At 72.9% G+C, this 14,102-nt stretch carries 13 protein-coding genes; 2 read left to right on the top strand and 11 right to left on the bottom strand.

Annotation, left to right across the window (positions count from 1 at the left end; all coding sequences use genetic code 11):
• Positions 1–185 precede the first annotated feature (185 nt).
• From MXD62_RS33885 to MXD62_RS33910, 6 genes are all read right to left on the bottom strand, one after another.
• Positions 186–857, bottom strand: a complete 672-nt coding sequence (locus MXD62_RS33885; protein WP_248833430.1) for a triacylglycerol lipase — start codon at positions 855–857, stop codon at positions 186–188.
• Between the two features lie 194 nt (positions 858–1,051).
• A complete protein-coding gene (locus MXD62_RS33890) occupies positions 1,052–1,816 on the bottom strand; it encodes an SDR family oxidoreductase (protein WP_248833431.1) in 765 nt (254 codons plus the stop codon).
• A gap of 48 nt (positions 1,817–1,864) precedes the next feature.
• Positions 1,865–3,607 (bottom strand): class I adenylate-forming enzyme family protein, encoded by a 1,743-nt coding sequence (locus MXD62_RS33895; RefSeq protein WP_248833432.1) that lies wholly within the window; start codon positions 3,605–3,607, stop codon positions 1,865–1,867.
• Between the two features lie 177 nt (positions 3,608–3,784).
• Positions 3,785–4,957, bottom strand: a complete 1,173-nt coding sequence (locus MXD62_RS33900; protein WP_248833433.1) for a branched-chain amino acid ABC transporter substrate-binding protein — start codon at positions 4,955–4,957, stop codon at positions 3,785–3,787.
• A gap of 207 nt (positions 4,958–5,164) precedes the next feature.
• Positions 5,165–6,565 carry a CoA transferase gene (locus MXD62_RS33905; RefSeq protein WP_248833434.1) on the bottom strand — a complete coding sequence of 467 codons (1,401 nt, stop codon included), beginning with the start codon at positions 6,563–6,565 and terminating at the stop codon, positions 5,165–5,167.
• 325 nt (positions 6,566–6,890) lie between these two features.
• Positions 6,891–8,120, bottom strand: coding sequence for an asparaginase (locus MXD62_RS33910; protein ID WP_248833435.1), 1,230 nt, complete (start codon positions 8,118–8,120; stop codon positions 6,891–6,893).
• Positions 8,121–8,322: 202 nt separating this feature from the next.
• Between MXD62_RS33910 and MXD62_RS33915 the strand changes: the two genes are divergently transcribed.
• Positions 8,323–9,516 (top strand): thiolase family protein, encoded by a 1,194-nt coding sequence (locus MXD62_RS33915; protein ID WP_112105686.1) that lies wholly within the window; start codon positions 8,323–8,325, stop codon positions 9,514–9,516.
• Positions 9,517–9,595: 79 nt separating this feature from the next.
• Positions 9,596–9,823: a zinc ribbon domain-containing protein gene (locus tag MXD62_RS33920; RefSeq protein ID WP_083391270.1), complete on the top strand. Its 228-nt coding sequence runs from the start codon at positions 9,596–9,598 to the stop codon at positions 9,821–9,823.
• Between the two features lie 153 nt (positions 9,824–9,976).
• Here the strand turns inward: MXD62_RS33920 and MXD62_RS33925 are convergent, their stop codons facing one another.
• From MXD62_RS33925 to MXD62_RS33945, 5 genes are all read right to left on the bottom strand, one after another.
• Positions 9,977–10,237, bottom strand: coding sequence for a hypothetical protein (locus tag MXD62_RS33925; RefSeq protein WP_248833436.1), 261 nt, complete (start codon positions 10,235–10,237; stop codon positions 9,977–9,979).
• Positions 10,238–10,406: 169 nt separating this feature from the next.
• Positions 10,407–10,730, bottom strand: coding sequence for a hypothetical protein (locus MXD62_RS33930; RefSeq protein ID WP_248833437.1), 324 nt, complete (start codon positions 10,728–10,730; stop codon positions 10,407–10,409).
• 504 nt (positions 10,731–11,234) lie between these two features.
• Positions 11,235–11,660, bottom strand: a complete 426-nt coding sequence (locus tag MXD62_RS33935) for a DUF2795 domain-containing protein (RefSeq protein WP_248833438.1) — start codon at positions 11,658–11,660, stop codon at positions 11,235–11,237.
• 86 nt (positions 11,661–11,746) lie between these two features.
• On the bottom strand, positions 11,747–12,496 hold the full coding sequence (locus MXD62_RS33940) for a metallophosphoesterase (RefSeq protein ID WP_248833439.1): 750 nt from the start codon (positions 12,494–12,496) through the stop codon (positions 11,747–11,749).
• Positions 12,493–13,338 (bottom strand): phospholipid-binding protein, encoded by an 846-nt coding sequence (locus tag MXD62_RS33945; RefSeq protein ID WP_368862492.1) that lies wholly within the window; start codon positions 13,336–13,338, stop codon positions 12,493–12,495. Before MXD62_RS33945 ends, MXD62_RS33940 begins: the two co-directional genes overlap by 4 nt.
• Positions 13,339–14,102 lie beyond the last annotated feature (764 nt).

The following is a 14,102-nucleotide window of genomic DNA, read 5'->3' on the forward strand; positions in this document are numbered from 1 at the left end:
CGAAGACGAGCAGGGAGATCAGGACCGGGGCCTGGTAGGCCCAGGGCGTCAGTCGGGCGCGGACGGCGGCGGCGGGGGCGCCCCCGGTCGGGGTCGCCCCCCCCGCCCGCCGGGGGCCGCCCGCCACCCCCCGGCGCCCGGACCAGGATCGCTCGTGAGCCGCCCGCTCGGTGGCTCAGCCCGGCTCAGCCGATGAAGGCTCTGACCTGGCTGGCCACGGTGTTGTCGTCGTGCAGCTCGGAATGGCCGAGGCAGCCGGCGGCGGTGTTCGTGGCACCCGAGAGGGCGACGCTGGAATCCGGATTGATGGTGTCGTCGCAGGACGACCACCACGTACCGTAGTTGACCGCGCCCGGAGTCTCGTCACCGGAGTTCAGGGTGTTCAGGAAGGACGATCCCGGGCTCATCTCCGAGCAGGCCGTGTAGAGCCATCCGCACAGGGTCGCGGTGCTGGTCCCGTGGTTCGGGCCACCCAGCGACACGAAGTCGTCGACGACGGACGTCCCGCCGAGGTTCTTGAGGTAATAGCGCGAGGACAGCGCGCCCATGGAGTGGGTGACGAGGTCCACCTTGGCCGCGCCGGTCGCGCTGCGCACGGAGGAGACTGTGGCGGCCAGCTGGTTCGCGGTCGTCACGTTCGACTGGTGCGAGTCATAGCCGAAAATGACCAGGTCGGACGACGACCAGCCGTTGGCCTGGAAGTCGGCGACCATGTCGGTCCAGGTGGATGTCGATCCGTTGAATCCGTAGACGAAGATGACGGGTTCATGTGTCGCCGCGGAGGCGGCGGTCGACGTGCCCAGCAAAGCTGCGGCGGCGACCGCGAGAGCGCCAAGGATCCTGGCCGCTCTGGACATGGGAACTCCTGTCGTTGCGGGGTCAGCGCAGCAAGCCTCGCACCCCCGCGGGGAGCTCCCTTTGAATCCGTGGGACGTTCACCAACGGTTGCCTTCACGGCCAACCAGCCGTTGAGGCGGCACCGCCGCGGAAATCCTCGTGGAATTCCAGCGTAATTCGCACCGAACCCGGAGAACAATATGCTCTCGCCGGATCAGGAGACCTTTTGCGCCGGTCGCATCACGATGTCGGTCACCTCGACGCGACGCGGCAGCTCCACGACCGAGAGCACCATCGCCGCGACGTCCTCGGGCTGCATGAGGGCCTCGGGATCCCAGTCCCGACCCTCCGTCTCGAAGATCTTCCGTTGCATCGCGGTGGCCGTCCGACCAGGCAGGATGGTGCAGACCCGCGGCCCCTTCGGCCCCAGCTCGCCGCGCAGGCTGTCCGCGATCGCGCGCAGCGCGTGCTTCGTCGCGGCGTACTGGCCGACCTCCGGGCTCGCTGACAGGCCCTGGGTGGAGTTGACGAAGATGATGTCGCCCAGCGTGCGAGTGAGATCGGGTAGCAGCAGCTGGGTCAGCGCATACGGGGCCCGCAGGTTGACCGCGTACTGATCGTCAAGGTCGGCGAGACTCGCCATCGTCATCGGACCGCTGTGGTAGACCCCGGCCGAGTGGACCAGCACGGAGATCTCCCCGAGCTCCGCCCGGGCCGTCTCGACGAGCCGCTCCCGGCCGTCGGCGTCGGTGATCTCGGTGGCGAAGACGCGCAGGTCGACCCGGCCGGCGGCGGCCGTGCGCGCGAGTTGGGACAATGCCGCGCCGTCCCGCCCCGTGGCCAGGACGGATGCCCCGGCGGCGGCGAGGTCGAGCGCGATCGCGTGACCGATGCCGCTGGAGGCACCGGTCACCACGGCCGCCCGGCCCGTCAGGCGGCCCGGGGGCGAGAAAACTCCGTTGAGCGGCGACCGCACCATGGGAGACGAATAACCCTTACGTTAGTGGAAGGTTCAGTCAGCCTCACCCTACGACGAAACTCGCGGCACCGGTCCAACAGGCCCGCCGTGCCGCGCGACGGAGTCGGAATCCCCTGGGGACAGGGCCGACGAGGGTGACGAGCCGTGCGCCGACGGCGCCCGCGAAGCCGGCGGAACTGACGGCGTGAGCATCGCCCGCAGGGCCGCCCGGTCTGTCTTGAGCATGCTGGTGAGCGGGACCGCCGGGACGATCCGCACCTCACGCGGGTACCGCAGCGGCCCGAGCCGCTCCCGCCCGAACCGGACAAGTGCCTCCGCCGAGACGCCCGCGCCCGCGCCCGGGCCCGGGCCCGGGCCGAGCTGGACGAACGCGACGATCTCCTCGCCGAGCCGGCGGTCGGGGCGGCCCACCACGGCCACCTCGGCGACGTCCGGGTGCTCCCGCAGCGCGTCCTCGACGTCCCGCGGGTAGATGTTGAACCCGCCACGGATGATCAGATCCTTCATCCGGTCGACGAGGTACAGGAAGCCGTCCCGGTCAAGGCGGCCGACGTCGCCGGTGTGCAGCCATCCGGTACGGATCGTTTGCGCGGTCGCCGCGGGATCACGCCAGTAGCCCAGCATGACGCCCGGCCCGCGCACGCAGATCTCCCCGACTGGCGAACCACCCGCTCCCCCGGGCGGGCCGTCATGGTCGCCGTCGGTGGCGTTCAGGGCCTCGATCCGGAGCTCGACGCCGGGTGCCGGGCGGCCGACGCTGCCCAGCCGGGTCCGCCCCGGTGGCATCACCGTGACGATCGCCGACGCCTCGGTGCAGCCGTAGCCCTCCACGAGCTCGACCCCGGGCAGCCGGCGCGCCCATTCGTCGGCCACCTCACGCGGCAGCGCCGAGCTCCCGGAGACCACCTGGCGCAGCGACGACAGGTCGTAGCCGTCGAGATCCTGGTCCAGGATCATCCGGGCCATGGCGGGGACGATCGCCGTCTGCGCCACCTGGTGCTCCACCACCAGCTCCAGGAACCGGACGGGCTCGAACCAGCGCATCAGGACAGCCGTCGCCGGCGTCTCGGCGTAGGTGGCCATGACGCTCACGGTCATCCCGTAGACATGCGACATCGGCAGGGGCAGCAGGCCGGGCAGGCCCTCGCCCAGCCGCATCGAGTGCACCGCCCACGCGGCCGCCGAGACGTTGTCATGGGAGAGCACCACGCCCCGGGCGCGCCCCGTCGTCCCCCCGGTGTAGAGCAGCGCGGCCATACCGGACGGGTCGACGTCCACCAGGTCGGACTCGGCCGGGGCCTCCAGCTCGGCGAACAGCAGCACCGGTGGCCCGGCGCGGTCGGCGGGCGCGGGCGCGGGCTCGGCCTGCTCGGCCAGCACGACGGCACGCAGCGCGGGCAGGCCCCGGGCCGCCGCGCGGACCTTGTCCAGGAAGTCCGGGGTGGTCACGACGAACGAGGCGGCGCTGTCGGCCAGCACGTGACGCAGGTCCGTCTCCCCGAGCAGGAACAGCACCGGTGTGACGGCCGCGCCGGCCCACCAGGCCGCCTGGTAGGTGATGCCGACCTCGGGACAGTTCGCCATGCAGACCGCGACCCTGTCCCTCGGCGCGAGCCCGGCCGCGCGCAGCCCGCCGGCCAGGCGCCGGGCGCGGGCCGCGAGCTGCGCGGCCGTCCAGCGCTGCTCCTCGAAGATCAGCGGACCGGTGCCGCCGGTCCGCTCGATGGACAGCTCGGCCAGCCGGCCGAGGCTCGTGCCCGAGGGCACCGCCGTGGGCGTGGACGCGATCATTCGGTAGGAACGATCATTCGGCGGCCTGCCCTCTCTCCGCGGGACGCGACACGGAGAGCACATCGTCCCTTGCCAACAGCGACCAGGCCAGACGAGGCCACGCACCGAAACGGGAGCACCGCCGACGGACGACGGACGACGGACGACGGACGACGGACGACGGACGACGGACGAGTGTCAGGAGCCGATCAGGTCCGAGATCCGTCCAAGGTCCGTGATCTCGCCGTCCTGCACCTTGTACAGGTAGACGGTCGAGCGCTTGAGCTCGCCGTTCTCCTCGAACTCGATCTTCCTGGTGAGGCCGTCCCAGCTGACGGTGCGGAAGGCCCGCGCGACGGACTCCCGGCTGATGTTGTTCCCGAGCCGCTTCAGGACGTCGACGACGGCCCAGGTGGCGTCGTAGGCCTCCCCCGAGTAGGTCCCGGGCAACGCCCCGCCGTTGACGTCCTTGTACGAGGCCACGAACTCCTTCGCCGCCGAGTCGGTGTCGACGTCGCTGCAGGCGCACGAGAAGTAGGCGCCCTCGGCGGCAGCCGCGCCCGTCCGCGTGACGAAGTCCGGGTCGCGGGTCGCGTCCCCGCCCATGACGGTGCCCGTGAAGCCACCGTCCTCGAGCGCCTTGTTGAGCAGCGCGAAGTCGGCGTACTGACCGGAGTAGAAGAGTACGTCCGGCGCCTCAGCGATGATCTTCGCTGCCTCGCGGGTGTAGTCCCGGGCCGGGTCGACGCCGCCGTGGACGACGTCGACGCCGTCGGAGAACAGCTCCGCCTCCAGCGCGGTCGACAGGCCGATGCCGTACTCGCTGCGGTCGTCGACCGAGTACACCTTCCCCGCGTCGAGGACGGTGGAGATGTAGTCGGCCGCGGCCCGGCCCTGCACGGAGTCGGGGGCGACGACCCGGTAGAAGGTGGTGAAGCCGAGGTCGGTGAGCGCCGGGGCGGTGGCGGACGGGCTGACCGAGAGCAGGCCGGCCTCGCTGTAGAACGGCTCGCTGGCCTCCGTCGCGTCCGAGAGCATCGGGCCGATGACGGCCACCGCGTCGGAGTCGTCGATGAGCCTGCGCGCGGCGGCCGGCGCCCGCTCGGGTGACCCACCGTCGTCGGAGGAGACGAGCTCGACCCGGAACGGCAGGCTGGCGTCCGCGTTGATCTCCTCGATCGCCGTGCGCACCCCGTAGAGGGCGTTGACGCCCAGCTGCTCGTCGTCGCCCGACAGCACGCCCTGGAACCCGATGGTGACCGTCCGGCGGCGATCGCCGGACGAGGAGACACCGTCACCGCCGCAGGCCGCGACGATCATCACCGTCATGGCGGCGGCGACGATCGCGCCCAGGGCCGGTCGCCTGATCATGCTGTCTCTCCTCCGGTTTCACCGCCGCCCGCGGGCAGTCCGGCACCTGATTCTCGACGGCGAGCCGAGGGGGAGGCCCGGCCGCGGCCCGGAGTCCACGGAGCCCGTCCCACCCGCCGCCGAGATGTCGCAGACCCAGTCCTACGCGACGTCGACCTGCCGCATGGCACGAACGGCCCGATCGGGCCGCACGCCCGGGCCGGGCGGTCAGGCCGGGCGGGGCTCCCAGTCGGGCGGGCTGGTGCCCAGCGAGGCGGGCGCCATCGTCCAGGCCGGTGCCCGGCCGTCGACCGTTCCCGGTGGGGCCACGTAGGAGAGCTCCCCGAACTCGCTGCGCAGGCGCCGGCAGAACTCCTCCGCGTCGGCCCGGGTCGGGTCCGGGGCGGCGAGGGTGTCGTGGTGGCCGAGGCTCTGCAACCACCGACCGGTCTGGGCCAGCGAGACCCGCACCTGCCAGCTGCCGCCCTCCACCGCGCGCCGGGCCAGCGCCGACAGCACGCCGTGCGCCGCCAGATACCCGGTCGCGTGGTCGAGAGCCTGGGCGGGCAGCGGACGGGGCGCTTCCTCCCCGCTGGCCTCAGCCTCCGCCCACGAGATGCCCGACGCCGTCTGGACCAGGCTGTCGAAGCCCCGCAGGCCGCTCCACGGCCCGCTCCGGCCGTAGGCGCTGATCGTCGCGACGACGATCCCCGGGCGCAGGCGCGCCAGCGCGTCCGGACCGAAGCCCAGCCTGTCCAGGGCGCGCGGGCGGTACGCCTGGAGCACGACGTCCGCCGTCGAGACGAGCTCCTGCAGTCGGCGGGCGTCCGCGGCGACGCGCAGGTTCAGGAAGGTGTTGCGCTTGCCGAACCCGGTGTCCATCAGCGCCGACCGGACCTCCGGCAGATGCGCGGCGCCGACCCGCAACACCTCGGCGCCGTGGGCGGCCAGCGTCCGCCCGCAGACCGGGCCGGCGATGACCCGCGTCATGTCCACCACGCGGATACCCTCGGCCGGCAGGTCCGCCGGCTCGGGCCGCAGCGCGGGGGCGTCCCCGATCCGCTCGGTCTCCAGCACGGGCAGCTCGGCGACGGCCTTGGCCTGCCGGTGCGCCCGCCACTCGTCCTCGTCACGCGCCATCGTGGCGCACATCCCCATCGCCTGGAGCTCGAGCTCGAGGGACTCGGCCTCGAAACGGGCCACCGACCGCTCGACCGCCGCCCGGTCGTTCGGCGTGTCGAGCAGTTCCAGAATGCCGTTGCGATGATGCGGGAAGTTGCAGTGCAGCTGGATCCACCGGTCGTCGGCCGTCCGGTAGTAGCCCGAGATCGGGTCCCAGGGGTTGGGCAGCGGACGTCCGTCGAGCCGCAGGTACCGCTCGCTGCGGAAGGCCGCGCTGGCGTGCCGGGTGTCAACGGTGACCGCCGGCTGGGACGGGCTCCCGTTGCGCGCGGCCAGTAACCGGCCCGCGCCGACGGACGCGGCGGCGACGCTGGCCGTCGCAATGGTTGTCACCCGGTAAAGGCTCGGCAGGACGTCCGGGGGGCCGGTCACGGTCAGGCGTTCGGTGACTCCCGGTTCGTCGACGAGCGTCGCGACCTGGGCGGCGATCATCGAGTTGTCGGACATATCCCCATCCTGTAAAGCAGATCACGCGTGTCGCCTGATGTGTCACCGGACGAACCGTCCGGGCTACTCCCGCCCCCAGACCATGTCCCAGAGTGAGGCTTATGTGACGGACAGCATTGCACACCCACGCCATCACGCGCACGCGACACCGCTTTCAGGCACGTCAAACCACCTGACCAAGCGCCCGCCAACCCCCGGACACCGGACGGGCACCGCGGCCGGAAGCCTGGAACCCGCTCACCGGCCCGCGCTCACCGGCACTCACTGAACCACCACGGCCGGGCCCCGACGGGACCGGGGCCGGCAAGCCGGACGGCCGAACACCTCAGGAGGCGGACGGCAGGAACGGGCGCAGCCGACCGACCGGCACCCCGCCACCGAGCACCGCGGGAGCGGCCAGGGCGTCGAGCCTGCCGGCGTCCAGGCCCACGGCGGCGCCCGGGCCCGGGGTGGGGTCGAGCGCGCCGATGCGGCGCAGCGCGGTGACCAGGACCGGCATAGCCGCACGCTGGGAGCCGTCCTCGATCTTGACCGCCACCGCGTACCCCGCCGCCGTCGCCGCGACGGTGACCCCCTCGGCGCCATCCTTCGCGATGATCCACGGGGCGGCGAGCATCAGCTCCGTGTCCGGTCGCCCCGGACCGCCGATGAGGGCCGGGAAGGCCCGCATCGCCGCCGCGACGCGCTGCCGAGGCGAGCGCGGGCCGGCGGCGGCGAGGGCGATCTCGCGCATCCCGCGGGCGAGGCCGAGCAGCGGGATGCCGAACAGCGGAGCACCGCAGCCGTCCACCGCGGTGGACGTGATCGTGGCACCGGTGAGCTCCTCGATCACGGCCCGGATCCGACGCTGCAGCGGATGCGCCGGGTCGGTGTAGCCGGCCACCGGCCACCCGGCCGCGACGCAGGTGGCGATCATCCCGGCGTGCTTGCCGGAGCAGTTCATCAACAGCCGTTCGGGCCCGCCGCCGGCGGCCAGGTGCCGCTCGTGGGCGAGCCGCCCGATGGGGAGGTCGGCGGGGCAGGCCAGGGCGTCCTCGCCGCGCCCGGCCGCCGCGAGCACGGCCCGCACGGCCGCCAGCTGCTCGGGCTCACCGCTGTGCGAGGAGGACACGATCGCCAGCAGCTCGGACGGGATTCCGTCGCCCCGCTCGGAGGCGGCCCCGCGGTCGGGATCGCCGGAGCCGGAATCTCCGACGCCGGAGGCGGGATCGCCCGCACCGGAAACGGCGGTAGCACGGGAAGCGGCGCCCGCACCGGAGCCGAACGCCGCGTCGAGCCCGGCGAGCAGCATCCCGACGGCCTGCATCGGCTTCACCGTGGACCGCGGGGAGATCACCGCGGTCGGGTCGCCGACCGACAGCACCACCGCGCCGGCCGGGTCCAGCCCGACGACGGTCCCCCTGATCCGGCTCTCGATCAGAACCGTGGCCATCCCGGTGTCGGTGTCGCGGTCGGTGGCGGTGGCGGTGGCGGTATCGGTTTCGCGGTCGGTGGCGGTGTCGCGCTCGATCCACGCGACCACCGGCGGGGCCGCGCCTCCCCCGGACTCGCTCATGATCCGAAATCGTTCATGATCGCGAATCCGTCATGCACATCAGGGTATGCGCGCTCCCCGACGCCGCCCGGGACCCGCACCCGAGCGATCCGCCCGGCCGGCGGCCACGGCTCCATCAGTTGCCTTTTCCAACTAACTACGCGCACACTGGGAACACCAGTGAGTTTGGTTTTCGAACTCACTCTTGGAGAAGGAGCCTCCGATGCGTGACGCCGTCGTCGTCGAAGCGGTGCGGTCCCCGATCGGGCGGGGACGCGCCAGCGGCAGCCTCGCCCCCGTCCACCCCATCGACCTGCTGGCGCACAGCATCTCCGCGGCCGTCGAGCGGTCCGGCGTCGATCCGGCGCTGATCGACGACGTCATCGCCGGCTGCGTGACCCAGAGCGGGGAGCAGGCCGCGAACATCGCCCGCTGGGCGACCCTGGCCGCCGGACTGCCCGAGTCGGTGCCCGGGACCACCGTCGACCGCCAGTGCGGCTCGTCCCAGCAGGCCGTCCACTTCGCCGCGCAGGGCGTCATCGCCGGCGCCTACGACATGGTTCTGGCCTGTGGCGTCGAGTCGATGGGGCGGGTCCCGATGGGCTCGGCGACGCTCCCCGGAGACAGCCACGGCACCCGGATCAACGCCCGCTACCCGGACGGGCTGATCTCGCAGGGCATCAGCGCCGAGCTGATCGGCGCGCGGCGGGGCCTCGGCCGTGCCGAGATGGACGAGTTCGCCCTCGCCAGCCACCAGCGCGCCGCCGCCGCGGCCCGGGACGGCCTGTTCACCCCGGAGATCGCGCCGGTGAAGGTCACCGGGCCGGACGGGTCGGTCGTCGAGTTCTCCGCCGACGAGGGCATCCGCCCGGCGTCGAGCACGCAGGCCCTCGCGGGTCTGCGCCCGGCCTTCTACGACGAGGCCACCGCCGCGCGTTTCCCGGAGATCGGCTGGAACGTGACGGCCGGCAACGCCTCGCAGATCAGCGACGGCTCCGCCGCGCTGCTGATCACCACCTCGGAGCGGGCCCGCGAACTGGGGCTGCGCCCGCTCGCCCGGCTGCACAGCTTCGCCGTCGTCGGCGACGACCCGTTCCTGATGCTGCGCGGCGTCATCCCCGCCACCCGCCGGGTGCTGGAGCGCTCGGGCCTGAGCCTGGACGACATCGACCTGTTCGAGGTGAACGAGGCCTTCGCCGCGGTCGTGCTGGACTGGCGCGCCGAGATCGGCGCACCCGCGGAGAAGGTCAACGCCCGGGGCGGCGCGATCGCGCTCGGCCACCCGCTCGGCGCCAGCGGCGCCCGGATCATGACGACCCTCGTGCACGCGCTGCACCAGACCGGCGGCCGGTTCGGGCTGCAGACGATGTGCGAGGCGGGCGGCCTCGCGAACGCGACCATCATCGAGCGCCTCTGATCAGGCACCCCTGACAGGCGCATGCTCCGGGTGGGCGATCGGCCGGCGCCGCGGCCGATCGCCGGCCTATCCTTGGCCGGTGCCCGCATACGAGTACCGATGCCGTGTCTGCGACGCGTCCTTCGAGGTCCGCCGCGGAATGAACAGTGACACGACCGCACCGGCGCCCTGCCCCGCCGGCCACGCCGAGACCTCACGGGTCTTCTCCGCGGTCGCGGTGAGCCGCGGCGCGTCCGCGCCCGCGATGGCCACGGCGCCGGCCACCGGGGGCGGCGGAGCATGCTGCGGCGGCGGCTGCTGCGGCTGACAGCCACACCACCGCAAGCAGGTTCGGGGCCCGGCAGTCAAGCCAGGCCCCGGTCGGGCCGACCGAAACAATGTGTGGCGGCTGAGAGTGTCCATGGACTCACTCAGCCGCCACGGTTGTGTTGGAATCACGCCAGGGGTGAGTGCGTCCCGGTTAGGGATGAGCGTCGTCGTGCGGGCGGGTCGTGCGGGCGGCGGGCGGCGGGCGGCGGTGCGTGCGTGCGGCTCGGCTACGGGTGCCGACATCCACCTGGCGGTCGCGTTGACCGCCGACGGCGGCCGCGCGCTCCGCGTTGAGCCGCCTGGTGATGATCTGCAGGGTCTCGTCGCGCTCCCGCTCGTCGAGGCCGTCCGCCAATGTTGCCAGCAGGTCGGAGGATCCCGGCCCGCACACACCGCCCAAGGTCCCAGCCATGGCTGTCCCCTACCCACCTCTGCGGTCCGGCACGCCTTGGCATGGCGGTTTGCGCGCCACTCCAACTACGTAAAGTAATTAACGGCCCCGCCGGCGGGTGGGCCATGGCCAGCCACTGACGGCTGGTCACCGGACCACCACTGGTCGCCGGCCAGCCGCCAGTGGCCCACTAGTCGCCGGCCGGACGGTCGCGCCGTGCCCGGCGCTGGACGCGGCGGGCTGTCGTACCTCCCGTCCGTGCCAGCCCGCGGGCCACCCGGGCGGCCTCCCGCCGGCCGACGACGGCGGCGCGGCGGGCACCGGCCCGGATCTCCTCGGTCGGGATCCGCCAGTCGACGCCTGGACGGCCGAGCACCAGCCCCGTCGCGGCGATCAGCGTCCAGAATCCGAAGACGGCCCCCACCGCGAACAGGTCCAGCGCGCCCACCAGTGCCGAGGCGACGAGCAGAACACCCGCGCCGACAAGCCCGAAGGCGACCGGATGCGCGCCCACCCACCCGGACACCCCGTTCCCGCGCCGCGCGGCCGCGGACCGGGCCGGAGCCGGACGACCCGAAACCCGGCGAGCCGAAGCCGCGCCGGCCGTGGCCGGGCGAGCCGTGGCCGGGCGAGCCGTGGCCGGGCGAGCCGTGGCCGGGCGAGCCGAAGCTTGTCGGGCCGGTGCCTGGCGGGCCGGTGCCCCACCAGCCGAAGCGGGGCGAGCCGGTGCCTGACGGGCCGGTGCGGGCGCACGCGCGCCCTCCGCGTCGACGGGGTCGGGGCGCACGCCGATCGGGCTGGGTACCTGCGGGCCGCCGAAGGGCCGGCGCCGCGGGCGGGAGCGTCGTTCCAGGACAGGACCATCCATGCCAGCGTCTGTGCCCGTGCTCCGGAGCGTCATGCCTGCCTCGCCCACCGATGTGCCCCCTCACCCGCGACGTTCCTCACCCCGGTTCCCGGTTTACGGCGCCAGCGCCCCGCACCCGCGACTCGCCCGCGTGCCCTGCCCGGCGCGGGCTCAGTACCGGTGCGACTCGACGTGTGAGTCATCGCGCAACGCGCGCCAGAGCTGGCCCAGCGAGGTGAACTGGACCCCCTCGGGCGCCGCGCGGACCTCGTCGACCACCCGGTCCGGCGCGTGCTGGTGGCGCAGGTGGTCCATCACCTCGTCCCGCTCGGCGGGGAAGACCGCGCGCCCGAGCCAGCGGGCCAGCTCCGAGCGTTCCTCGACGTCCACCGTCGTCATCCCGGGCGGAGCACTGCCGAGGACGCCGGCGCTGTCCGGGCGGGAGGCGAGCGCGGGGGCGTCCTCGCCAGGCGGTTCCGGTGACCTCCATTCCCCTGCTCGGGTGTCCCGGCGCGCGCGGACGATGCCCGCGACCTCGTGGGCCATCAGCTCGTCGCGCTTGGGCCCGTGCTTGGCGCTGCCACGATCCATCGACATGCGGCGTCCTCTTTCCTCGTGATGCCTTCGTCGCGTTCCTCGTGAAGCCCTCAGCCCTCTGGTACCCGAAACGCGGGGGAAGGTGCCTAGACGGAGGCCGGAACCGCCGCGGCCGGGTCGAGCCGGGCGCTCACCTCGTACAGCGCGAACGCCTTCCCGATCACCGGACGGGCCACATTGCGCACCGGGACACCACCGGCCGTCCGCCCCTTCTCCGTCCCCCCGTGGGCGTGCCCGTGCAGTGCCAGCTGGGCGCCGCCGGCGTCCACCGCCTCCGCCAGGTGGTAGCTGCCGAGGAAGGGGAAGATCTCCGGCCGCTCGCCCGCGAGGGTGTCGGGGACGGGCGCGTAATGAGTGAGAGCTACCCGCACGTCGCACTCCAGGCTCTCCAGGGCTGCTCGCAGACCCGCGCTCACCTCCTTGGTGTGCCGGACGAACGCCTTCATCTGCGGCTCTCCGAAGTCGCTGCCGCTGGCGCCCGCGAAGCCTCCGCCGAAGCCCTTGACCCCGGCGACGCCGAGGCGGCACCCGCCGGCCCGAACCAGCGCCGCGGAGCCCTCGAGCATCTCGACACCGGCCTGCCCCAGTACGGCGGCCACCTCGTCGGCCTGATCGCTGTGGTGGTCGTGGTTGCCGAGGACGCCGATCACCGGGATCTCCGACGTCGCGAGCTCGCCCGCGGCGACCTCGGCCTCGGACACCCGTCCGTGCTGGGTCAGGTCACCGGCGACGAGGAGGACGTCGGCCAGGTCGCCGATCCCGGCCAGGCAGGGCGCGAAGGACCCACGCGAGTCGGTGCCCAGGTGGATGTCCCCGACCGCGGCGATCCGGATCACGACACACTCTCCATCGTCGACGGTGAGTCGCGCTTCGACACGACGACGTCGTTGCGGACGGGCCGGCCGGGCACGGCGTCGGCCAGCACCGCGTCGACCGCGCGGCGGCGGGCCTCGGTGGCCACCTCCCCGCGCACGGTGATCCCCTCCGGGCCGACGGCGACGTCCAGGCCGAGCTCGGCGACCCGCGGATCCTCCGCCAGGCGCTCGTGCAGGTCACCGGCCAGGTACTCCGCCGGCTCGGTGACGTCCAGGACGGCGACCGGCTCGGCGGCGCCCACGACACCCACCCCGTCCGCGGCATCCACGGCGCGTGCGACGCGCGGCGGGGTGACGACGTGCGGTGGGATCAGCTTCAGCCGGGTGGCGACCAGCAGCGCGGCCTCGGCGAACGGCGACTCGGCGGTGGCCCGGCGGACCTGCTCCCAGTCGACCTGCTCGCGCATCGCGCGGATCATGGGGATCACGCGACCGAGGTCGCAGTACCGCTCGTCGAGGGCGAGCAGGGTCATCTCGAACCAGTCGGTGGCGTCGAGGACGGGCATCCGGACCGAGTCGACGGACATCTCGCTCGAGCGGGCCAGCATCTCGTCGGTGACCGCCCGCCCGACCGGGTGATGGATCAGGTCGACCAGGACGTCGCCGTCGAAGACCTTGGTCAGCCAGTCCTCGGGCGGGTCCACCGGGCGCAGCCCACCGCCGCAGAGAACCTCCACGGCACGCGGGACGTCCGCCTCGCGGAGCATGAAGTCCACGTCGTGCACGGGCTCCGGCCCGCCGCGGGCCCAGCACGCGTAGCTGCCGCCGAGCGCGAAGGGGATCTCCGCCTCTTTCAGCGTCACGGCGACACGTTTGAGACTTTCCCGCAGACCGCGGGGCGCATCATCCATGACCATCGGGGTACCCGCGCCGATCGTCCTGACTCCCCGAAGGCCGCATCCGGTGCCGGGACCCCCCGCATCGGGCGGCGCGCGGGCGCATCACCGTCAATTCGGACACAACAGCGCGGCAGCACCTCAGTGACAGAGCCGGCCCCATGTCGTGTTCACGACACGTACGCACACGGTCTTCCGGCGGCGGCAACTGCACACGGCCGACGCCGTTCCACCGCCTACCGCTTCCGCGGAACGCCGGTCGGAAGGCGCTCCGGCGCCCACGCCCGGGCCGTTGTTCACGGCCGAGACGAAGAAGTGCGCCTTGTTGTTCCCGCGCGGGACGGGCGTGACGTACGCATCCCTCAGAGCGAGGAGTGTACGCACCATCCGGTAGCCGCCGACGACATTTCCCGACATAGGTCCCGCGGACATATGCACTCCCGCAGTCGCCACACGCCGCCGTGCTGCGCCGGAGCGTGCTTTGAAGCCGCTGGTCCCGCGCTTCGACAACGGCCCTGACGGGCTACGCCGAGCTGTCGGCGATGACACTGTCGGGCCAGTGGAAACTGTCCATCCGGCATAGCTCGGCCCGTGCGGCGGCGCGGTCGACGCGGGCGGTGAGACCCTACGGACACCACGAGAGACACGCGGCGCGGCGACCGATGACCGGTCGGCGGATATCTTTCGGCGAGTAGTGATGTTTTGACGCATGCCGGATGAGTTACCCGTTC

The organism is Frankia sp. Mgl5, from assembly GCF_023242985.1.
In the GTDB taxonomy this organism is placed as follows: Bacteria; Actinomycetota; Actinomycetes; order Frankiales; family Frankiaceae; genus Parafrankia; species Parafrankia soli.